This is a genomic window from Vicinamibacterales bacterium (genome assembly GCA_035699745.1).
Taxonomy (GTDB): domain Bacteria; phylum Acidobacteriota; class Vicinamibacteria; order Vicinamibacterales; family 2-12-FULL-66-21; genus JAICSD01.
Genome location: DASSPH010000044.1, coordinates 53,111 through 74,817 on the forward strand (window position 1 = coordinate 53,111; position 21,707 = coordinate 74,817).

The window sequence follows — 21,707 nt, forward strand, 5'->3', positions numbered from 1 at the left end:
AGGTGCTCGCGGTTCTGGCGGGGCTGGCGGTGGCCGGCGCGCCGGAGCCGCGCGCGCTGCAGGTGCTGCCGCTCGCGGCGCCCCCTTCGTACGTGCCCGAGCGCGTCTACGACACGCGCCGCAGCGCCTTCGGTGATTTCGAGGCGATGCTCGCCGACCTGTCGCAGGCAGACGCGATCATGGTCGGCGAGCAGCACGACGATCCCAATACGCACCGCCTCGAACTCGCCATCCTCGAAGGGCTGCTGCGCCGCGGCGTGCCGGTCGTTCTCTCGCTGGAGATGTTCGAGCGCGACGTCCAGCCGCTCCTCGATCGCTATCTCGCCGGGGAGATCGCCGAACCGGAGTTCCTCGCGGGATCGCGGCCATGGCCGCGCTATGCGACCGACTACCGGCCGCTGGTCGAGCTCGCACGCGCCCGCAGGCTGCGCGTGGTCGCCGCGAACGTCCCCCGGCGGATGGCGTCGGACGTGAGCAAGACAGGGCTGTCCGCGATCGGCGGCGGATCGCCGGACCGCGCGTTCGCCGCCAGGGACCTCGAGTGCCCGCCGTCCGGGCGCTACTTCGATCGCTTCGCCGAAGCGATGGGCGGCCACCAGGCGGCGACCCCCAACTTCTACTACGCGCAGTGCGTGAAGGACGAGACGATGGGCGAGTCGATCGCCGAGGCGGCGGCGAAGAGCGCCGGCCGGGTCACGATCGTTCACATGAACGGGGCGTTCCACAGCGATTTCAGCGACGGGGCCGCGCACAGCGCGCGCCGCCGCATGCCGGGCCGCCGCGTCGCCGTCGTCTCGGTGCTGCCGGTGTCCGATCTCGACGCGCTGCAGCCGTCGGCTGACGACCTCAAACGCGCGGACTTCCTCGTCTACACGGTCGGCGCGAAAAAGTAAGCGCGCCCGAACCTCGAACCTCGAACCTCGAGCCTCGATCAGCGCAGCCGCTCGGGCATCTCCGCAATCACATACGCCATCACCGCGATCGCCGCCGAGGCGCGCGACACATCCATCGGATCGATCTTGTCGACCGTGTCCGCCGGGGTGTGATGGATCAGGAAATAGTCCCCTTCCGATTCGAGCGACATCGCGGGAATGCCGGCGTGCTGCACGCTCGGACCGATGTCCGCGCCGCCGCCGTTCGCGCCGATGCGATCCACCTGGATGCCGGCGAGCAGCCCGGCGATCTCACGCACCCGCGCGCGGCCGCCGTCGCTGCCGCTGAACCCGAACCCGCTCGGTTTGAAGACGCCGCCGTCGGACTCGAGCATCATCACGTGGTTGCCCAGCTCGGAGAGGTGTCGATCGCGGTATCCCTGTCCGCCGCGGCCGCCGTTTTCCTCGTTGGTCCACAGCACGACGCGCACGGTGCGGCGGGGGCGCAGATTCAGCTTCTTCATCAGGCGGAGCGCTTCCCACGTCACGATGCATCCGCCGCCGTCGTCGGTCGCGCCGGTGCCGACGTCCCACGAGTCGAAGTGCCCGCCGATGACGACGACCTCGTCGGGCCGCTCGCGCCCGCGGATCTCGCCGACGACGTTGGCGGAGTCGGCCTCGCCGAGCAGCCGCGCTTCCATCTTGAGCCGCAGGCGCACCGTCGTGCCGCGATCCGACATGCGCTGCAGGCGCGCCGCGTCTTCGACGGTGATCGCCGCGGCCGGGATCTGCGGCTGGCCGTCGGCGTAGACGAGCGCGCCGGTGTGCGGCGTGCGCAGGCCGGCCGGCCCGACGCTGCGAACCAGCATCGCGGCGGCGCCGAGCGCTCCCGCGCGCGACGGCCCTTCCGCCCTGAACCGCACCGTCTCGCCATAGGTGGTGAACGGCACGTTGAAGAGCACGATCCGCCCCTTCACGCGATCGCGCGCCGCGTCGAGCTGCTCGAAGCTGCGCACCACGAGCAGGTCCGCCTCGATGCCGTCGGCGGGGGTCCCGACGCTGTTGCCCAGGCCGAGCATGACGAGCGGCTGCGGGATGGGGCCGGCGATCTCGAGACTCTCGCGGCCGCGGACCCAGTGCGGCACCTTCACCGGCTCGAGGTGCACGTTCTCGAGACCGTCGCGCTTCATCTCGTCGACGGCCCAGGCGATCGCGGCCTCGAGGTTGGGGGAGCCGCTCAATCGCGGGCCGAAGGTGTCGCCGAGATAGGCGAGCCGCTGCCATCCGGCGTCGGACCCGAGCGCTTCGCCGATCAGGCGGCTCGCCGGGTCGCGGTACGGCGCGAGCCACGCGGGGGCCGCGCGCTTTGGCACGTCGCCGGCCGGCGGCGGAAACTGGAGACACACGAGGAGCGCAAGGGCGATCGGACGAAGCAGCGGCATGTAGGGCATTCTATGTGCGATGCGAGGCGGCCTGTGATGCGGATGCTCGCGGCGGCGGTGGCATGCGCGCTCGCGCCGTCACTGGCGCAGGCGGCGAACGTGCTCGACCTCCGTGCGACCCCCACGCTGGCGGGGGCGCGCCTGCGCATCGCGGTGAAGCAGCCGGACGGCGCCGCGAACCTCCGCCGGTTCGCGGCCGTTCACGAGCATCCGATGCACCTGTTCGTGGTCGGAGACGGTCTGGAGTTCTTCGCGCACGAGCATCCGGTGCAGCAGGCCGACGGCGTCTTCATGGTCGACGTGAGGCTGCCGCGTCCGGGGCCCTATATGGCGATCGTCGAGTTCCAGCCGGAGGGCGGGGCGCCGCAGATGGTGCACCAGGCGTTCACGACCGGGTCCGCGTTCGGCCGCGCCGCGCGGCCGGCGCTCGATCCGGAGCCGAAGGCCGCCGACGGCATGCGCGTCTCGCTCGACGCGGCGGGGTTGAAAGCCGGCGAGCGCCGGCTGGTTACGGTGCGGATCGAAGATGCGGCCACCAGCGTGCCGGTTGCCGATCTCGAACCCTATCTCGGCGCGTCCGCCCATTTCATCGCGGTCTCGGCCGACATGACCGAAGCGCTGCACGAGCATCCGCAGCCGGACGGCCGCGGCGGCGCCGTGAGCTTCCGCCCGCTCGTTCCGCGCGCCGGCGTGTTCAAGGTGTGGGTTCAGTTCCAGCGCGGCGGCCGCGCGACCACGGCGGCGTTCGTCATCGAGGTGCCGTAGCCGGAGGGTGCGAGCGTCAGCTCGACGCGGCAGGGACCGTCGCCCGCCAGGCTGGTGTCGGATCCCATCTCGATCGGGCGCACCAGCCAGTAGGTGCGCGGATAGAGCGGGTCGAAGTCGCGGAACCAGCCGACGATCGACGCGGGCGCTCCCGGACGCGTGACCGACATCCGGATCTCGCGGCGATCGAGCAGCGGACGCACCGCCAACAGGCGTCCCGGCGGTCCGCTGCGAAGCGCACCGCACGCGATCTGTTCCGTCCAGGCGCGCTGCGCCGGCGTGGTCACGGTGGTCAGCAGGGTGAGCACGGACGCGCGCGGCACGAAGGGCCGTTCCTGCGCGGCCGCGGCACGCCGACGGAGATCGACGCGGATCCGCCCGCCGCCCCGAAAAGCCAGCCCCGGCGGCAGTCTCGTCGGCCGATCGCCGGCGACCCACGATCCGATCGGCGCGCGATCGACGCTGATCACGGCCGCGCTGATCAGCGGATCGCCGGGCGAGAACGCCCAGCCGGTGATCCACGCGGCGCTCCCTCCGCCGAGCCAACCCACATCGGCGCCGGCGCGAACGAACACCCGACGCGCGTCATCTCCCGTCGTGCCGATCGCGAACCCCGCCGCGGGCCTCGGCGCGGCGGCGCCTCGCGGCACCCCCTCCGGCATGCCGGCATCGATCCAGCCGATCACGATCGCCTGCTCGTGCGGCGTGAGCGTCGGGTCATTGACGAACGCACCGTAGCCCCGGGCGGCATGCCATTTCGGCATCCGCCGGTTCAGCACCTGTTCGCGCGTCGCCGCGGCCCAGGGACGCACTTCTTCGGCGGTGGTGAGCGGCATCGGTGCGGAGCCGCCGGCCGCGTGACAGGTGGTGCAGCGCGCCGCCAGGATGCCGCGAACGTCGGCGGCAAACGTCGGCGTCGTCGGCACCGGATCGTGCGCGCGGACCGCCGCCGTCCGCCGTCCGCCGGCGAGCACGGCCAGCGCGAGCGCCGCCGCGAGGGGAACGCGGCTCACGCGATCGGCGTAGACTGAATGCGCATGATCGCCCGGGATTCTAGCGCAGGGTGCCGCTGACGTGGACTGGGTCCGACGCCTGGTCGGCGGCCGGAGTCGCGCCCGCGTCCCGCTCGTCTGCTACCTTCGCGAGAACGGGCCCATCGCCTATGGCACGGACGTGTTCGGCGACGATCCGCGCGAGCGTGTCGAGGCGATGCTCGCGTCCACCGAGCTGACCTGGTACTGGAAGACCAACGGGCCCGAAGCGATCGCGCGCGACTGGACGCATCTGACGCGCTGGTCGCTGGCGGCGCTGCTGCAGGACTTGATCGCGCAGGCCGGCGGCGTGCGCCCGCACGTGTTCGTCGTCGGCGTCGACGACACCGCGCACGACGGGCCCGAGGAAGTCACCGACGCGCGCGTCGCCGGCTGGATGCGCGGCTTCGCCAATGCGGCTGCCGCTCCGCTTCACGCCGTGGTCAGCCGGCCGGCGTCCGGCGGCGATCTGTTCTTCGTCGCGCAGCAGCCGCCGGAGATCGTCCGCACGCTGCTGCAGGCCTGGGGCATCGGACGCGACAGGGCGCAGCGGACCGCCTACGCGCGGCTTCACGGCCGGGCGCTGGAAGACATCGCGAAGACGCTGCGCTCATAGCGCCACGCGATGGCGGCCGCTGTGCAGATAGTTCATCGTCTGCACCGTCAGGAGCACGAGGAAGTCCATTTTCGCGCGCTCCTCGGGCACGGTGAGCCGCAGGTTCAGCTCGTTCGCGCGTTTCAGCATCGCCTCGAGCACCTGGTCGATCGTGTATTGATACTCGCCGGTCCAGCTCGCCACCATCCGCCGCACGTCGCGCCGCACCCGCGCGATGAAGCGCGCCGCCTTCATGTTCGCCGCGTACGCCGGATCGTCGGAGAACAGCCTGCGCAGATCGCGGTCGTAGAAATCCGGGTGGAGCAGGCCGTAGTGCCGCCGCTTCCGCTCGTAGTGCGCGCGGAGCGTCTTGCGGATCGTCGGCAGCGGATCCACCTTGCGGTGCGTCCGCACCAGCATCGGCCTGGCGGACACGTCTTTCATCAACGCGTCCATGTACTCGAGCTTCTTGAGCGCCGGCCAGCCGGCGTAGCGGTCGCGCCAGTCGGGCTGGCTCAGCCAGACGGCGAACGTTTCCGCGAAATCCTCGTCGGGATGGCTCTGCGCGTACCAGCTATCGAGATGCAGGACGAAGCTCTTGCTGTATGGCTTGGGGTCGTAATACTCGGGGTACGCCTTGTACGACGGACCGAAGATCTGCTGCCGGCGGCGCCGCTGGCGCAGCTTGAAGGCGTTGTCGATCGCATGCCCCGCTTCGTGCCGCAGGATGCGCAGGCACCACTCCGGCGTGCCCCCTTCCACTTCCAGCATGTAGGTGCGCTCCAGCCGCTCGAGCCGCGGGTGCGCGAGGTAGAAGGGGATGGCCACGCCCGGGACGGCGTCGGGCGAGAACCATTCGTCCGACAGCCAGAAGTGCGGCTTGAAGTTCGACAGCCCGCGCGCCTCCAGTTCCCGCAGCAGTTCCGCGATCCGGTCGGCGAGCACGCTCGCCTCGATGCTGACGCCGAGCTGGCACATGCGCAGATCGAGGAGCTTCTCGTCCGGCCAGTCCGCCCACTCCTCAGCCGGCAGCACCGGCGCCTTCGACATCCGACCAGTGTATGCCGGGTGGCACCCGGCACCCTGATGTGTTATACCCGTAGGGCTAATTCCCGGTATCGACTGGACTTAACCGTCCTGCGCGGGCGGCGGTGCCCGGCGCCAAACGGAAGGAGACGCGCGTATGAGAGCTGTGTGTTGTGGGGCACTGGCGGTCGTGCTGGCCGGTGCGGCGGCGCCCGTCGTTCGCGCGCAGCAGCCGCCGGCGACCGCGCCGGCGCAGCCCGCCCAGCCGCCGGCCAAGCCTGAGGAGAAGCCGGAGCAGAAGCCGGAGCAGAAGCCCGAGCAGCCGAAATACGAGGAGACCGTGGTGGTCTCGGCCTCGCGCACCGAAGAGAAACTGATCAACGCGCCGGCGACGATGACGGTCATCGGCACGCAAACGATCGAGAGCGCGGCATCGCAGAACTTCGCCGAGCTGCTGCGCGCGGTGCCCGGCCTCAACATCACGCAGGTCTCTGCCCGCGACATCAACGTAACCTCGCGCGGCGCGACCGGCACGCTGGCGACGGGGCAGCTCGCGCTGCTCGACGGCCGCAGCCTTTACCAGGACTTCTTCGGCTTCGTGATGTGGGATTTCCTGCCGGTGAACCTGAATGAGATCAAGCAGGTCGAAGTCATCCGCGGCCCGGCCTCCGCGGTGTGGGGCGCCAACGCCCTGAACGGCGTCGTGAACGTCATCACCAAGTCGCCGCGCGAGATGCAGGGGACGAGCGCGGTGCTCGGCGTCGGCGGCTTCGATCGCGATGCCGGCAGCAGCGCCGGGCAGGGCGCGGGGACGCTGTTCTACATCAGCGGCACGCATGCGCAGGCGGTGAACGATCGCCTGGCCTTCAAGCTCTCCGCCGGCGGCTACACGCAGGATCCCTACGCGCGGCCGGTCGGCACGATTCCGTGCACGCGCGCGGACGTCTGCACCGTGACCACGACGTATCCCGGCTACAAGAACCAGGGCACCACGCAGCCGAAGTTCGACGCTCGCGTCGACTACGACCTGCCTGACGGCAAGCGCTGGTCGTTCTCCGGCGGCGTCGCCGGCACTGACGGCATCATGCACACCGGCATCGGTCCCTTCGACATCAACAAGGGGACGGTGATGGGCTACGGCAAGCTCAGCTTCACCAACAAGGGGTTCCGCGCCGGGTTCTTCACGAACGTGCTGGACGGCGACGCCGCCAACCTGCTCACCGTCGACGCCACCACGCGGCAGCCGGTGATCTTCAATTTCGGCACGAAGACGTTCGATGTCGAGGCCTCGAACGTTCAGTCCTTCAGTCAGCGGCACGTCGTGACCTACGGCGGCAATCTGCGCATCAACCGGTTCGATCTGTCGCTCGCGCCCGATGGAGACAATCGCACCGAAGGCGGCGGGTACATCCAGGACGAGATCTTCCTGCACGACAAGTTCCGGGTGGTGGCCGGCGCGCGTGTCGATCGCTTCGATTACCTCGACGAGCTCGTCTTCTCGCCGCGGGTGAGCTTCATGGTCAAGCCGCAGGAGGACCAGTCGTTCCGCGTGTCGTACAACCGCGCGTATCGGGCCCCGTCGGTGATCAACAACTTCCTGCGGGTCACCATCGTCCAGCCGGTGAATCTCGGGCTGTTCACACAGCTCCTGGCCGGCCAGATCTACCCGCTGCCGGTGCAGTCGGTCGGCGATCCCGACCTGAAGGAGACCTCGGTCGACGTCTACGAAATCGGGTACACCGGAACGATCGCCGACGGGCGTGCCATCGTGTCCGCCGCCTTCTACGTCAATCGCGTGAAGGACGACATTTTCTTCACCGAAGATGTCACCAGGCGCTTCCGCTCGAGCAACCCGCCGCCCGGCTGGCCGGCGATTCTCGTGCCGGCGCTGAACGCGATCGGCGGATTGCCGGGTCTGTTCACCTACCAGAACTTCGGCCGGACGACGCAGAAGGGACTCGAGCTCGGGGTGCAGGCGTCGGTGAACCGGAACGTCGGCCTGTTCGCCAATTACTCGTATCAGGCCGAGCCGACCGCGAACTTCGCGCTGACCGAGCTCAATCTGCCGGCCAAGAACCGCTTCAACGCCGGCTTCAACTTCACCCGCGGGCGCTTCCTCGGCGACTTCAACGTCAGCTATTCGGACAGCGCCTTCTGGCAGGACGTGCTCAACGATCCGTACCACGGCACGACGGACGCGTACACGCTCGTCAACGGCGGCTTCGGCGTGAAGTGGGCGGGCGATCGGCTGACGACGTCGATCAAGGGGACGAACCTCACCAACGAGAAGATCCAGCAGCACGTGTTCGGCGACATCATCCGGCGCGCGGTGATAGGGGAGCTTCGGGTCAACTTCTAGCGCGCCCAGGGGGTGCCGGGTGCCGGGGTGTGGGTGCCGGCTCGTGGCGGGTGCGGGTACCCACTGGTGATCCAGCACGGATGATCAGGCAGCCGGCACCCCGCGACCACCGAAGGCGTCCAACCAAAGATGGCAGCAATTCGAGGGAGCGGACTGCGCGGCGGGATGCGGGGTGCGGGGCGCGAGGGGGCGGGCCGCTCCGCGATTGCCGCGCGCGCCGAGGATCCGGCGGCGAAGAAGAAGGTCGATTACGCCAACGCATGGCCGGAGGCGCGGGCGCTCGTCGCGGCGCACAAGGGACGGCTGGTCCTCGGCCTCGCCATCATGCTCGTCAACCGGCTCTCCGGGCTGGTGCTGCCGGCCTCGTCGAAATACCTCATCGACGACGTGATCGGCCGCCGGCAGACGGAGATGCTGGTGCCGCTCGCGCTCGCCGCGGGCGCAGCGACGCTGATCCAGGCGGTCACCTCGTTCGGGCTCTCGCAGATCCTCGGCGTCGCGGCGCAGCGGGCGATCACCGACATGCGGCGCCGGGTCGAAGCTCACGTCGCCCGGCTGCCGGTCCGCTATTTCGACTCCACGAAATCCGGCGTGCTGATCTCGCGGATCATGACCGATGCCGAAGGGATCCGGAATCTCGTCGGCAACGGCCTGGTGCAGCTCGCGGGCAGCGTCGTCACCGCGGTGCTCGCGCTGGCGTACCTGTTCTACCTGAGCTGGCAGCTCACGCTCGCCAACATCGTCGCGCTCGGCGCGTTCGGCTTCGCCATGGCCACGGCCTTCAGCCGGCTGCGGCCGATCTTCCGCGAGCGCGGCAGGATCAACGCGGAAGTCACCGGCCGGCTGAACGAGACGCTCGGCGGCATCCGCATCGTCAAGACCTACACCGCCGAGAAGCGGGAAGAGCTGGTCTTCACCAAGGGGGCGCACCGGCTGTTCCGCAACGTCGCCAGCTCGATCACCGGGGTCTCGGCGATCACCGCGTTCTCGACCGCGGTCATCGGCATCATCGGCGTGATCATGATCATCGTCGGCGGCCGCGCCATCCTGGCGGATCGGATGACCGTCGGCGAGTTCTTCAACTACATCCTGTTCACCGGACTGCTGGCGGCGCCGGTCGTGCAGATGGCGTCGATCGGCACGCAGATCAGCGAGGCGTTCGCCGGGCTCGATCGCATCCACGAGCTCCTCTCGATGACGACGGAGGATCAGGAAGACAGCGCCAAGGCCGCGCTGGAGGAGATTCGCGGCGAGGTCGTGTTCGAGTCGGTGATCTTCGAATACAACCCCGGCGTCCCGGTGCTGAAGAACGTCAGCTTCAGGGCGCCGGCGGGAACCACCACGGCGCTGGTCGGGTCGAGCGGATCGGGGAAGAGCACGCTGATCAGTCTGGTGATGGCGTTCAACCGTCCGCTGAGCGGACGCATCCTGGTGGACGGCCGGGATCTGGCGAGCCTGCGCCTGCGTGATTACCGGCAGCAGCTCGGCGTCGTGCTGCAGGACAACTTCCTGTTCGACGGCACCATTGCGGAGAACATCAAGTACGGCAACCCGCACGCGACGATCGAGGACATCAAGCGCGTCAGCCGCATCGCTCATGCGGACGAGTTCATCGAGACGTTCGAGAACGGCTACGACACGATCGTGGGAGAGCGCGGGGTGAAGCTGTCGGGCGGCCAGCGCCAGCGGGTGTCGATCGCGCGCGCGATCCTGGCGGATCCGCGGATCCTGGTGCTCGACGAAGCGACGTCCAGCCTGGACAGCGAGAGCGAAGCGATGATCCAGGACGGCTTGAAGTCGCTGCGCCAGGGGCGCACCACCTTCGTCATCGCGCACCGCCTGTCGACGATCCGCAGCGCCGATCAGATTCTGGTGCTCGAAGGCGGGGAGATCGTCGAGCGCGGCACCCACGCCGAACTGATCGCGCTCGGCGGGCGCTACCGGACGCTCTACGACAAGCAGTACAAGTTCGAGTCCGACCGCTTCATCAACCCCGGCGAGGATTTCACGCCGAAGCCGGAGGAGCCGAAGATTCCGGTGACGCTGCGGTCGAACGACGCCCTCTGATGATTTGGAGTCAACGGAGAGGTGGGAGGGAACGGATTCACAGAACGGAGGAACGGAGGAACGGAGGGAACGGAGGGAACGGAGGTGAACGGGGAGGGAACGGATTCACAGAACGGAGGAACGGAGGGAACGGAGGTGAACGGAGCAAAAAGAGGGTGTCAGGAATTTTGTGTGTGGGGCATAGCATGAGGAGAGTTTACGCCCCGTATTCCGAAGCGGGAGCGGCCGCCGGCGGAGAAGCCGACGCCCGTTCCGAGTGAGATCCTCGATCAGTTTGCTCGGGACCGGCCGTTGTCGCGGCGGACGTCGAGGCGGCCACGCGCCGATTCAAGAAGGCGCTGATTGAACGGGCGCTCGGCGCCGAGCTGAGCCACCATCTCGGGTACCGCCCCGGCGCGACCAAGCCCGACGACACGACCAACCCTCGCAACGGCAGCAGCGGCAAAACGGTCCTGACCGATGACGGCCCGGTGGACATCGCCGTGCCGCGTGATCGCGATGGCACGTTTGAGCCGCAGCTGATCCCCAAGCACGCACGGCGGTTCAGCGGCTTCGACGACAAGATCATCGCGTTGTACGCCCGCGGCCTGACGGTCCGCGAGATTCAGGCGTTTCTGTTGGAGATGTACAGCGTCGACGTGTCGCCCGACTTGGTGAGTGCCGTCACGGATGCGGTGATCACCGAGGTGACGGAGTGGCAGACGCGGCCGCTCGAGCCGATGTACCCCGTGGTTTTCTTCGACGCGCTCCGCGTGAAGATCCGCGATGAGGCGGTCGTCCGCAGCAAAGCCGTCTACCTCGCCCTCGCGGTGCTGCGCGACGGGACGCGCGACATCCTCGGCGTGTGGATCGAACAGACCGAAGGCGCGAAATTCTGGCTGAAGGTCTTCAACGATCTGAAGTCGCGCGGCCGCTCCAGACATGCATCGTGCACCTAATCCGGAACAGTCTCGAGCTGACGGGTGGAAGGATCGAAAGGCGCTGGCGGCGGCCCTGCGCGGGATCTACACGGCGCCGACCGTCGAGGCCGCCAGTGCGGCGCTCGACGCGTTTGCCGTCGGGCCATGGGGCCAGCGCTTTCCGACGATCGTGAAAGCGTGGCGGGGTGCCTGGCCGCACGTCATTCCGTTCTTCGCGTTCCCCTCAGACGTGCGCCGCGTGATCTATACGACCAACGCGCTGGAGAGCGTCCACGCCCAGGTGCGGAAGATCATCAAGACCCGCGGCCATTTCCCTACCGACGAAGCCGCGACGAAGCTCATTTGGCTTGCGCTGCGCAACATCATGGCGAAATGGGCGCGCGCGTCGATCCACTGGAAAGCGGCGCTAAATCAATTCGCGATTCTGTACGAGGACCGGTTCCTGAAAGGTCCGGCGTAGAATGTGCTCGATCGTCGCCGCAGTGGCGGTACCGACGGAAACCGCCTCGCACACAGAATTCCGGACACCCCCATTTTTGTGTGTCCGTTTCCCTCCGTTCCCTCCGTTCCTCCGTGTGAGATCCGTTCCCTCCGTCCCCTCCGTTCCCTCCGTCCCCTCCGTTCCCTCCGTCCCCTCCGTCCCGGCGCCAGTAATGTAAGATCACCGTTCACTCCAATGCCGCAATTCATCTACACCATGAAGGGGCTCGGGAAGGTTCACCAGCCCGACCACGTCGTTCTCAAGGACATCTGGCTCTCGTTCTATTACGGCGCCAAGATCGGCGTCCTCGGCCTCAACGGCGCCGGCAAGAGCTCGCTGCTGAAGATCATGGCCGGCGAAGACAAGAACTACACCGGCGAGGCGTGGGCGGCCGAGGGCTACTCGATCGGCCTCCTGCACCAGGAGCCGAGGCTCGATCCGAACAAGACCGTGCTCGGCAACGTCGAGGAAGGGGTCGCCGAGATCAAGGCGCTGCTCGCGCGCTACGACGACCTGAACGCGAAGCTCGGCGAAGACCTCCCGCCCGAGCAGATGGACAAGGTGATCGAGGAACAGGCGAAAGTCCAGGATCGGATCGAGGCGGCCAACGCGTGGGACCTCGACTCCCGGCTCGAGCTGGCGATGGATGCGCTGCGCCTGCCGCCGGGTGACGCTGACGTCACCACGCTGTCGGGTGGGGAGCGGCGCCGCGTGGCGCTCTGCCGGCTGCTGCTGAGGTCGCCCGACCTGCTGCTGCTCGACGAACCGACCAACCATCTCGACGCCGAATCGGTCGCGTGGCTCGAACGCTTCCTGAAGGACTACCAGGGCACCGTCGTCGCCGTCACGCACGATCGCTACTTCCTCGACAACGTCGCCGGGTGGATCCTGGAGCTCGATCGCGGCCACGGCATTCCGTGGGAGGGCAATTACTCGTCGTGGCTCGAGCAGAAGCAGAACCGCCTCGCGATCGAAGAGAAGGCGGAGAGCCGGCGGCAGCGCACCCTGGAGCGCGAGCTGGAATGGATCCGGATGTCGCCGCGGGCGCGGCAGGCGAAGGGGAAGGCCCGCCTGAACCACTACGAGGACCTGCTGAAGGAAGAGGGCGCGAAGAAGATCGATTCGGTCGAGATCTACATTCCGCCGGGGCCGCGCCTCGGCGACGTCGTCGTCGAAGCGCGCAAGCTGAAGAAGGGCTACGGCGATACGCTGCTGATGGACGACGTGAACTTCACGCTGCCGCGCGGCGGCATCGTCGGCGTCATCGGCCCCAACGGCGCGGGTAAGACGACGCTGTTCCGCATGATCACCGGCCAGGAACGACCGGATGACGGGACGCTGAAGATCGGCGAGACGGTGAAAGTGGGCTACGTCGATCAGTCGCGCGAGCTGGATCCGAACAAGTCGGTGTTCGAAGAAATCACCGGAGGCGGCGACACCGTGGAGCTCGGCAAGCGCGAGGTCGCCTCGCGCGCCTACGTGTCGTGGTTCAACTTCAAGGGAGCGAACCAGCAGCGCAAGGTGGGGCAGCTCTCGGGCGGCGAGCGCAACCGCGTGCATCTCGCCAAGCTGCTCAAGGGGGGCGCAAATCTGCTGCTCCTCGACGAGCCCACCAACGATCTCGACGTCGACACGCTGCGCGCGCTCGAAGAGGCGCTGCTGAACTTCGGCGGCTGCGCCGTCGTGATCAGCCACGACCGCTGGTTCCTCGATCGCATCGCGACGCACATGCTCGCGTTCGAGGGAGACAGCAAGGTGGTGTGGTTCGAGGGGAACTACCAGGACTACGAGGCGGATCGGCACCGCCGGCTGGGTGCGGAAGCCGACCAGCCCCACCGCATCAAGTATCGAAAGCTGACACGCTGAGGCCCGCCACCCCCACCTGGCGCCCGCCTTGCAGCCCATCAGTGCGAGGGCGGCGGGGTTGTCTCGTAACCCTTTCAGGATCCAGCACTTAAACGAAGCGCCAGGCCCTGGAACCCCGCGTCCGCGCCACTTTTTAGACTGTCATAAATCGGCAAGGTGCCGAAAAGTGTCCCAGGTGGGAGCCATGACCGCACATAAACCGGCGACCAACGGAGAGTCCGGATTCACGCTGATCGACCTGCTGTTCACGGCATCGTTGATCTGCACGATCGCCACGATGGCGCTGCCGTCGCTGCTGCGCGCCAAGAACGTGGCGCAGTCGGCATCCGCGATTGCGACGCTGCGGGTCGTCAACAGCGCGCAATTGAGTTTTGCGGTGACCTGCGGGTCCGGCTTTTACTCGCCGACGTTCACGCGTCTGGGCGTCGCGCCGCCGGCGGCCACGTCGGCCTTCCTGCCGCCGGAGTTGAGCACCGGCGCGTCGTTCGTGAAGCAGGGCTACTCGTTCACCATGGCGGGGACGGCGCTGTCCGGGGCGCCCGGGAGCTGCAACGGCCTCGCCCCCGGCGGGGCCGCGCCTGGTTATTCCGCGGCGGCGGATCCGCTCGACCCGGCGGGGAATCCGCACTTCTACGGCACGAACGCCGACGGCACGATCTACATGCACACCTCGACGTTCAACGGCGTCATGCCTGAATCGGGACCGCCGCCGGTCGGCACGCCGATCAAGCAGCAGTAAACGATCGTCGATCTGATACTGTATCCCCCTCCAAAGCCGGAGGGGGATACATGTTTGTGCGTCGAGTTCGCGCGCTGACGCTCGTCTGCGCGCTCCTGACCGCTGCCGCGTCGGCCCCGCAGGCGCAGACCAGGGCCGCGGCCGTCACCTCACCCAAAGCGCATTTCGGATTCAACATCGGCGACGACTACCATCTCGCCACCTACACGCAGTTCGCCGAGTACTGGCAGAAGATCGACAAAGAGTCGAACCGGATGCAGGTGATCGAGATCGGCAAGACCGAAGAGGGCCGGCCGCATCTCGCCGCGATCGTCACCGCGCCGGAGAACTTCGCGAAGCTCGAGCGCTACAAGCAGATCTCGCAGCAGCTGCACCGCGCGCGCGGGCTGACGGACGACCAGGCGCGGGCGCTGGCCAGGGAAGGCAAGTCGGTCGTCTGGATCGACGGCGGCCTGCATGCGACGGAGGTGGTCGGGCCGCACCAGCTGATCGAGACGGTCTATCAGCTGGTGAGCCGCACGGACGAGGAGACGATGCGCATCCTGCGCGACGTGATCGTGGTCGCGGTGCACGCCAATCCCGACGGCATGCAGATGGTCTCGAAGTGCTACATGCAGGCGTCCGAGCCGTCGCTGCGGCGCACCTGCAGCCCTCGTCTCTACGAGAAGTACGCGGGGCACGACAACAACCGCGACTTCTACATGTCGAACACCAGGGAATCCCAGAACATGAACAAGCTGATGTACTGGGAGTGGCTGCCGCAGATCATGTACAACCACCACCAGACCGGACCGGCCGGAACGGTGATCTTCTCGCCGCCGTTCCGCGATCCGTTCAACTACAACTTCGATCCGATGATCGTGACCGGGCTCGACATGGTCGGCGCCCACATGCACCACCGGTTCCTGCAGGAAGGCAAGCCGGGCTTCACGATGCGGTCCGGCGCCTCGTATTCGACGTGGTGGAACGGCGGCCTGCGCACGACGGCGTACTTCCAGAACATCATCGGCCTGCTCACCGAGATCATCGGCAACCCGACGCCGATGCAGATTCCCGCGATCCAGGGGCAGATTCTCCCGCGCGCCGACCTGCCGGCGCCGATCGAGCCGCAGGAATGGCATTTCCGCCAGTCGATCGACTACTCGGTGACGGCGAACTACGCGGTGCTCGACCTCGCCTCGCGCTACAAGGACCAGTTCCTCTTCAATATCTACAAGATGGGCGCGAACCAGATCGCGCGCGGGTCGCGCGATCACTGGACGGTGTCGAACGAAGACATGGCTCGGCTGGCGGCGGCGCTGCCCCCGCCCGGCGGCCGCGGCGGCCCTGCGGCGGGCTCAGGACAAGGCGGGCGCGGCGCAGGCGCCGGACAGGCCGCGGCCGGCGGCGACACACCCGATGCGCCGGCGGGCGGCGGCCGCGGACGCGGCGGTCTCAGCCTGGCGACCTACAAGAGCGTGCTGAAGGATCCGGCGCGCCGCGATCCCCGCGTGTTCGTGATCGGCGCCGACCAGGCGGATTTCGCGACCGCCACCAAGTTCGTCAACGCGCTGCGCTACATCGGCGTCGAGGTGCACCAGGCGACGGCGCCGCTCAGCGCCGGCGGCAAGACCTACCCGGCCGGGTCCTACGTCGTCAAGACGGCGCAGGCCGGTCGCGCCCACGTCCTCGACATGTTCGAGCCGCAGGATCATCCCAACGACATGGACGAGCGCGGCATCCCGCGCCGCCCGTACGACAGCGCCGGCTGGACGCTCGCGTATCAGATGGGCGTCAGGTTCGATCGCCTGTTCGACGACGTGACGGGAGCGCTGAAGGAAATCGACGGGCTCGCGTCACCGGTGCCGGGACGGATTGCCGGCACCGCGACCGCCGGTTACCTGCTCTCGCCGGCGATCAACGATTCCTTCACGATCGTCAATCGCGTGTTGAAAGCGAGCGGCGACGTGTTCCGGCTGCCGAACGGCGCCTTCTTCGTCCCGGCGAGCGCGGCGGCGACCCCGATCGTGCAGAAGGGCGCGCAGGAGCTGGGCGTCAACGTCGAGACCGCGGCCTCCGCGCCCGCCGGCGGCGTCAAGCTGGCGCAGCGCCGCATCGCGCTGTGGGACACGCCGACCGGATCGATGCCGTCGGGCTGGACGCGCTTCCTGCTCGAACGCTTCGAGTTCCCGTACACGATCGTCTGCGGCGCCGGTTTCGACGACACCGGCCTGCGCGCGAAGTACGACGTGATCGTGCTGCCGTCGGGTGCGGCATTCCGTCCCGGCGGGGGTGGCGGGCGCGGCGGCGGTGGCGGCGGCGGCGGCGATGAACCTGCCGCGGCCGGCGGACCCGGGGGCGGCCGTGCCGGGGGCGCCGGCCAGCCGGGCGATCCTGATCTGCGCAGCCTCTGTCAGGTGACGACAGGCACCGGTCCGGGCGCGACCGCGGAAGCGAACGTGCGCAAATTCGTCGAGGCCGGCGGCATCATCGTCGCCGCGGGCAGCGCCGCGCGATCGCTGGCCGATGCGTTCGACCTGCCGGTCAGCGAGCACCTGCTCGATCGTCAGCCGGGGCAGCCGGATCGGCCGCTCAGCGCCGACAAGTACTACGTGCCCGGCTCCGTGCTGCGCGTCGCCGTCGATCCGGCAGCGCCGTCCGCGGCCGGCTCGGAGGATCACGTGGACGTGTTCTTCAACAACAGTCCCGTATTCCGCCTCGCGCCGAACGCGGCGGCTCGCGGCGTCCGGCCCGTGATGTGGTTCGATTCCGATCGTCCGCTGCGGAGCGGCTGGGCGTGGGGACAGAACTACCTGGAGGGAGGGACCGCGGCGTTCGAGGCGACGGTCGGCCAGGGCAAGGTCTTCGCCTTCGGACCCGAGATCACGTTCCGCGCGCAGCCGCACGGCACGTTCCGGTTCCTCTTCAACGGCATTCTCGGCGCCGCGAAGTAGCCGCGACAGCTGCCCGCTCCCGGCTCCCCGCCCTGGCGGGAAGCCGGCAGCTGGTAGCTGGTAGCCGGCAGCTCTTCTAACGCTTCTTGCGCGCGGCGGTCTTCTTTGCGGACGAGCGCGCTGCCGTCTTCTTCGCGGACGCGCGTCCCCGTCCGGAGGCTGCCTTCCGCGCCTTCACGGTCGGTTTCTTTCGTCCGGCGGTGCGCGCCGCGCGCCGGGCGACCACCTTCACCGCGCGCCGCGTCTTCTTTGCCACGCGCCTGGCGGTGCGCCGGACCGCTCGCCGCGCCGGAGCGGGGACAACGCGTTCGGCCGCGGCCGCCGCGGTCTGCCCGGCCGACGCCGCCGTGGAAGCGGCCTTCCCTGCGACCTGTGACGCCGTGTTGACCGCCGTCCCGAGCGCGCCTCCGACGACGTCCGCCGATCGCATCAGGATGCCGTCGCCCGAGGATTCCCGTTCATCTGTCATAAGCCCTCCGCGAGTAATTTCAGAGACGAGGGATGATACGCGATCTCGTGATTTGGCGATCGGGTGATTTGGTGATTATCGTGAGGATGTGCGGTACGAGTACGCGCCCGAAGCGCTCGAGATCCTCGCCGGCCATGGCTTGTGCCCGCGCCCCGAGACGCCGCCTGCCGTGGTGCGCGAGGCGCTCAGCGATCTCTATCGCTACGAGATCCGCCGCCTCAAACGCCGGCTGCTCGCCGGCGAGTTCCCGACGGACGAGTACTCCGGACGGGTAATCGAGCTGCGGCGCCAATACTGGCTGCTGTCCATCCCGGTTCAGCGCTGGAGCCGTCCCGAAACCACCGAATCGCGAGTTGCCAATGCCACCACACCCGACGATGGAGTTTGAGAAGCTCGGCGTCTTCTACCTGGGACGCGAGACGGATCCTTCCGGCGCCACCGCCGGCGCTCCGGTGCTCTACGATTCACGTCATCTCCTGACGCACGCGGTCTGTGTCGGCATGACCGGCAGCGGCAAGACCGGGCTGTGCCTGTCGCTCATCGAAGAGGCGGCCATCGACGGCGTCCCCACCATCGCCATCGATCCGAAGGGAGACCTCTCGAACCTGCTGCTGACCTTTCCCCGCCTCGCGTCCGAGGACTTCCGCCCCTGGATCGACGAGGACGAAGCGCGGCGCGCGGGGGTTACCGCCGAGGCCTACGCGTCGCAGCAAGCGGAGCTGTGGGCGAAGGGTCTGGCGCAATGGGGGCAGGATGGGGCGCGCATCGAGCGCCTGCGGTCGTCGGCGGAGTTCCGGATCTACACGCCGGGCAGCAGCGCCGGCGTGCCGCTGTCGATCCTCTCGTCCTTCGCCGCGCCGGCCGAGAGCCTCCGCGCGGACAGCGAGGCGCTCTCGGAACGCGCGTCGACGACGGCGATGAGCGTGCTGACGCTGGCGAACGTCGAGGCGGAGACCGGGGGGCGCGAGCACACGTTCCTCTCCACCCTGCTCGCGGCGAGCTGGAAGGCGGGGCGGGACATGGACCTCGCCGGATTGATCCAGGGGGTGCAGTCGCCGCCGTTCCAGAAGATCGGCGTGCTCGACGCGGATGCGTACTACCCGTCGAAGGAGCGATTCACGCTGGCCACGAAGCTGAATTCCGTCCTGGCGTCGCCGGGTTTCGAGCAGTGGCTCGCGGGGGAGCCGCTGGACGCGGGAACGCTGCTCTACGGTGCGGCGGGGAAGCCGCGGGTCTCGATCATCTCGATCGCCCACCTGGACGACGCGCGGCGGATGTTCTTCGTGGCGCTGCTGCTCAACGAGATCGTGGGGTGGATGCGGCGTCAGAGCGGCACCAGCAGCCTGCGCGCGATCGTCTACATGGACGAGATCGCCGGGTACTTTCCGCCGGTGGCGAATCCGCCGTCCAAGCCGCCGCTGCTCACGCTGCTGAAGCAGGCCCGCGCCTTCGGCATCGGCGTCGTCCTCGCGACGCAGAACACCGTCGACCTGGACTACAAGGGGCTCGGGAACGCCGGCACCTGGTTCCTCGGCCGGCTGCAGACCGAGCGCGACAAGGCGCGCGTGCTCGACGGGCTCGAGGGGGCGGCGGCGGGCGCGCTGAATCGGGACGAGGCGGACCGCACGCTGTCGTCGCTGGGGAAGCGGGTCTTCCTGCTCCACGACGTCCACGCGGCGGGTCCGATCACGTTCCAGAGCCGCTGGGCGATGTCGTACCTGCGGGGTCCGCTGTCGCGCGAGCAGATCAAGACGCTCACCTCCGCGTCCGCGGCGGCGCCTGCGGAAGGGGTCAGACCCGGGTCTGACCCCTTGTGGAGCAAAAAGGGGACAGAAGGGGTCAGACCCGGGTCTGGCTCCTTTTCGGGTACGCGGCCGGTGCTACCGCCGGAGGTCACCGAGTACTTCGTTTCTGCGACAGGCGGTCATCCGCACTACTCGCCGGTGGCGCTCGGCGTGGCGCGGATCACGTTCAGCGACGCGAAGCTCAAGATCGACGAGGCGCGGGACATCGTCGCCGCGGCGCCGATTCGCGACGGCGCGGTCGCAGTGGACTGGCAGGAGGCCGCGGTCCTCGACGTCGCACCGGCGGATCTCGAGACCACGCCGGCGGACGGTGCCACATTCGCGCCGCTGCCCAAAGCGGCGTCCGCGGCGAAGAGCTACGCCGCGTGGCAGAAGGCGTTCGTCGCCTGGCTCACGCAGTCGCAGAAGCTCGAGCTGTACCGGCACGCGGCGCTGAAGCTGACGTCGGCGGCGGGCGAGAGCGAACGGGACTTCCGCATCCGCGTGCAGGGGGCGCAGCGCGAGGCGCGCGACGCCGCCGTCGAGGACCTGCGCCGCAGGTTCGCCGAGAAGCGCGCGCGGCTGGAGGAGAAGATCCGGCGCGCGGAGCAGGGGGTGCAGCGCGAACAGGAGCAGGCGTCGCACGCGAAGCTGCAGAGCGGCGTCTCCATCGCCGCGACCGTGTTCGGCGCGCTCCTCGGGCGCAAGTCGATCAGCACCAGCACGCTCGGGCGTGCGACCACCGCGGCGCGAGGGCTCGGCCGCGCGTCCAAGGAGCAGGACGACATCAAGCGGGCGGAGGAGAACGTCGACGTGGCGAAAAAGGGGCTCGAGGAGCTGGACGCGCAGATTGCGGAGGAGACCGCCGCGATTGCGGCGCGCTTCGACGCGGATGCCTCGCGCGTCGACACCGTCTCGCTGTCACCCAAGCGCGGACAGGTGCTGGTGCAGGTCGTCGCCCTCGGGTGGGTCGCCCCTGGCGTGGCCGGCACCTGAGGCTCTTGCCCCGCTCACGACTTCGGGCACGGGCCGGCCGAGGCGATCGCGTCCACCTTGGCGAGGAAGGCGTCGGTCCATGCCTGCGGCTGGTGCGCTTCGGTGAGCACGTGGCTGAAGGTGGTGACGCCCGCCGCCTCGAACAGCGTGTTCAGCTGCGCGGCTGACAGCGCGCGCAGCAGCTTCAGGGCAAACTGCCGTCCTTCCTCGGAAATCTGCCGGTCGGTGAAGGTCGCGCCGCGAAACGGCAGCGACGTCATGCTCACCTGACACGCGCCGGTGTCGGTCCACACCGGCACGCGGCGCCAGTTCAGGAGGTCCATCCGCTTGGGCCCCAGCGCCGCCCCGAGGTCCTGCACCATCGCCAGCGGCTGCGTGCACGAGCCGTCGGGACGGTCTTTGCCGTGCGGGCAGACGAGCCGCTGATTCTCCCCCTTGTTGTCCCAGTGCGCGATGACGATCGCGATCAGCCGCAGTGCGTCGACTTCGGCGCGGCTCGAACCGCCGCGCGCCGGATCGATCTTGTCCAGCTCGTACCAGCTCCAGCCCTGGTCCTCCGCCGCCTCCATCTTGCGCCCGGGGAACGGCCGTTCGACTGCCGCGTGCTCGAAGGTCACGACCCGCGAGTCGGCTGCGCCTTGCAGGCACACCACCTCGGGGCCCCCCTCCGCGAGACACTGCAGCGCCTGCTGCGGCATCGGCGGGCATCCCTTACAGCGCACGCTGTGGACGCGATACATCCGATCGGTGGGGAAGCCGAGCGCGGCGAGCAGACGCGTGGCGACGATCTCGGACGGGATCTCGCCGTTCGGCTCGCCGTACTTCACCTTCACGGTGTCGCCGTCCGGCAGGGTGCAGTAGAACTTCGGGGTCGTTCCACCTGCTTTCTTCTTCTTGAAGGTGCACTCGACGTCCTGCGCTTCGTCGAACGCGCCCGGACCCTCGGGATTGCGGGAGAAATCGACCGCCCTCGCCGGGACGCGCGGCGGCAGCCAGACGCGCGCCGCGGCAAGCGCCGCCTCACGCTCGGCCGGCGTGAGCGCCCCGCGCTCGGGATTGCGCGCGCCATTCTCCGGCCGCGCACCATCCCGACATCCGGCCATCACGAGGAACAGGAACGACAGAGCCAGCAGCCGCGGAGCCGCAGTCCGGCGCTTCACACCACTTCACCTCAGCAAGGTCCGGGCCAGGGAGGGTCGCTTCGCTCCCTGTCGGGCAGAGACAGGGACAGTCGCGTCGCTCCCTGTCGGGCAGAGTGGAAGGGGGCTCGCTTCGCTCGCCGTCGGGCAGAGACGGGGACAGTCGCTTCGCTCCCTGTCGGGCAGGGTGGAAGGGGGCTCGCTTCGCTCGCCGTCGGGCAGG

15 protein-coding genes and 1 pseudogene are annotated in these 21,707 nt (G+C 68.6%); 11 read left to right on the forward strand and 5 right to left on the reverse strand.

What is annotated here, in order from left to right; all coding sequences use genetic code 11:
* Positions 1-2 precede the first annotated feature (2 nt).
* Positions 3-893, forward strand: a complete 891-nt coding sequence (locus tag VFK57_09360; protein ID HET7695902.1) for a ChaN family lipoprotein — start codon at positions 3-5, stop codon at positions 891-893.
* Positions 894-931: 38 nt separating this feature from the next.
* On the opposite strand, the gene VFK57_09365 is transcribed toward VFK57_09360, so the two are convergent.
* The gene (locus tag VFK57_09365) at positions 932-2,314 is read right to left on the reverse strand and encodes a M20/M25/M40 family metallo-hydrolase (protein ID HET7695903.1); all 1,383 of its coding nucleotides are present in this window, start codon (positions 2,312-2,314) and stop codon (positions 932-934) included.
* Between the two features lie 36 nt (positions 2,315-2,350).
* Between VFK57_09365 and VFK57_09370 the strand changes: the two genes are divergently transcribed.
* Entirely contained in the window at positions 2,351-3,079 is a 729-nt protein-coding gene (locus VFK57_09370; GenBank protein ID HET7695904.1) for a hypothetical protein, read from the forward strand.
* Here the strand turns inward: VFK57_09370 and VFK57_09375 are convergent.
* Positions 3,022-4,092, reverse strand: a complete 1,071-nt coding sequence (locus VFK57_09375; GenBank protein HET7695905.1) for a hypothetical protein — start codon at positions 4,090-4,092, stop codon at positions 3,022-3,024. The two genes, VFK57_09370 and VFK57_09375, sit on opposite strands and share 58 nt — an antisense overlap.
* Before the next feature lie 61 nt (positions 4,093-4,153).
* Between VFK57_09375 and VFK57_09380 the strand changes: the two genes are divergently transcribed.
* Entirely contained in the window at positions 4,154-4,726 is a 573-nt protein-coding gene (locus VFK57_09380) for a hypothetical protein (GenBank protein HET7695906.1), read from the forward strand.
* Here VFK57_09380 and VFK57_09385 read toward each other — a convergent pair.
* A complete protein-coding gene (locus tag VFK57_09385; GenBank protein HET7695907.1) occupies positions 4,721-5,755 on the reverse strand; it encodes a putative zinc-binding metallopeptidase in 1,035 nt (344 codons plus the stop codon). The genes VFK57_09380 and VFK57_09385 overlap by 6 nt on opposite strands.
* Before the next feature lie 133 nt (positions 5,756-5,888).
* Between VFK57_09385 and VFK57_09390 the strand changes: the two genes are divergently transcribed.
* The 6 genes and pseudogenes from VFK57_09390 (at position 5,889) to VFK57_09415 (ending at position 17,096) form a co-directional block, all read left to right on the forward strand.
* On the forward strand, positions 5,889-8,090 hold the full coding sequence (locus VFK57_09390; protein HET7695908.1) for a TonB-dependent receptor: 2,202 nt from the start codon (positions 5,889-5,891) through the stop codon (positions 8,088-8,090).
* Positions 8,091-8,219: 129 nt separating this feature from the next.
* Positions 8,220-10,157: an ABC transporter ATP-binding protein gene (locus VFK57_09395; GenBank protein HET7695909.1), complete on the forward strand. Its 1,938-nt coding sequence runs from the start codon at positions 8,220-8,222 to the stop codon at positions 10,155-10,157.
* Positions 10,158-10,364: 207 nt separating this feature from the next.
* Positions 10,365-11,537 (forward strand): annotated as a pseudogene (locus VFK57_09400) (IS256 family transposase).
* Between the two features lie 216 nt (positions 11,538-11,753).
* Positions 11,754-13,424: an energy-dependent translational throttle protein EttA gene (gene ettA, locus VFK57_09405; protein ID HET7695910.1), complete on the forward strand. Its 1,671-nt coding sequence runs from the start codon at positions 11,754-11,756 to the stop codon at positions 13,422-13,424.
* Positions 13,425-13,608: 184 nt separating this feature from the next.
* Complete coding sequence (locus tag VFK57_09410; GenBank protein ID HET7695911.1) at positions 13,609-14,163, forward strand: type II secretion system protein; 555 nt, start codon at positions 13,609-13,611, stop codon at positions 14,161-14,163.
* Positions 14,164-14,213: 50 nt separating this feature from the next.
* Positions 14,214-17,096 (forward strand): M14 metallopeptidase family protein, encoded by a 2,883-nt coding sequence (locus VFK57_09415; protein ID HET7695912.1) that lies wholly within the window; start codon positions 14,214-14,216, stop codon positions 17,094-17,096.
* Between the two features lie 76 nt (positions 17,097-17,172).
* On the opposite strand, the gene VFK57_09420 is transcribed toward VFK57_09415, so the two are convergent.
* The gene (locus VFK57_09420) at positions 17,173-17,565 is read right to left on the reverse strand and encodes a hypothetical protein (GenBank protein HET7695913.1); all 393 of its coding nucleotides are present in this window, start codon (positions 17,563-17,565) and stop codon (positions 17,173-17,175) included.
* Between the two features lie 88 nt (positions 17,566-17,653).
* Between VFK57_09420 and VFK57_09425 the strand changes: the two genes are divergently transcribed.
* The gene (locus VFK57_09425) at positions 17,654-17,953 is read left to right on the forward strand and encodes a hypothetical protein (GenBank protein HET7695914.1); all 300 of its coding nucleotides are present in this window, start codon (positions 17,654-17,656) and stop codon (positions 17,951-17,953) included.
* Positions 17,943-20,345, forward strand: a complete 2,403-nt coding sequence (locus VFK57_09430) for a hypothetical protein (GenBank protein HET7695915.1) — start codon at positions 17,943-17,945, stop codon at positions 20,343-20,345. Before VFK57_09425 ends, VFK57_09430 begins: the two co-directional genes overlap by 11 nt.
* 14 nt (positions 20,346-20,359) lie before the next feature.
* Here the strand turns inward: VFK57_09430 and VFK57_09435 are convergent, their stop codons facing one another.
* On the reverse strand, positions 20,360-21,505 hold the full coding sequence (locus VFK57_09435; protein HET7695916.1) for a hypothetical protein: 1,146 nt from the start codon (positions 21,503-21,505) through the stop codon (positions 20,360-20,362).
* Positions 21,506-21,707 lie beyond the last annotated feature (202 nt).

Excerpts from the sequence above, each read along its gene's own strand:
- VFK57_09420 (HET7695913.1), bottom strand. The coding sequence starts at position 17,565 with ATGACAGATGAACGGGAATCCTCGGGCGACGGCATCCTGATGCGATCG.
- VFK57_09395 (HET7695909.1), top strand. The coding sequence starts at position 8,220 with ATGGCAGCAATTCGAGGGAGCGGACTGCGCGGCGGGATGCGGGGTGCG.
- VFK57_09410 (HET7695911.1), top strand. The coding sequence starts at position 13,609 with ATGACCGCACATAAACCGGCGACCAACGGAGAGTCCGGATTCACGCTG.
- VFK57_09390 (HET7695908.1), top strand. The coding sequence starts at position 5,889 with ATGAGAGCTGTGTGTTGTGGGGCACTGGCGGTCGTGCTGGCCGGTGCG.
- VFK57_09430 (HET7695915.1), top strand. The coding sequence starts at position 17,943 with ATGGAGTTTGAGAAGCTCGGCGTCTTCTACCTGGGACGCGAGACGGAT.
- ettA (HET7695910.1), top strand. The coding sequence starts at position 11,754 with ATGCCGCAATTCATCTACACCATGAAGGGGCTCGGGAAGGTTCACCAG.
- VFK57_09385 (HET7695907.1), bottom strand. The coding sequence starts at position 5,755 with ATGTCGAAGGCGCCGGTGCTGCCGGCTGAGGAGTGGGCGGACTGGCCG.
- VFK57_09365 (HET7695903.1), bottom strand. The coding sequence starts at position 2,314 with ATGCCGCTGCTTCGTCCGATCGCCCTTGCGCTCCTCGTGTGTCTCCAG.
- VFK57_09415 (HET7695912.1), top strand. The coding sequence starts at position 14,214 with ATGTTTGTGCGTCGAGTTCGCGCGCTGACGCTCGTCTGCGCGCTCCTG.
- VFK57_09370 (HET7695904.1), top strand. The coding sequence starts at position 2,351 with ATGCGGATGCTCGCGGCGGCGGTGGCATGCGCGCTCGCGCCGTCACTG.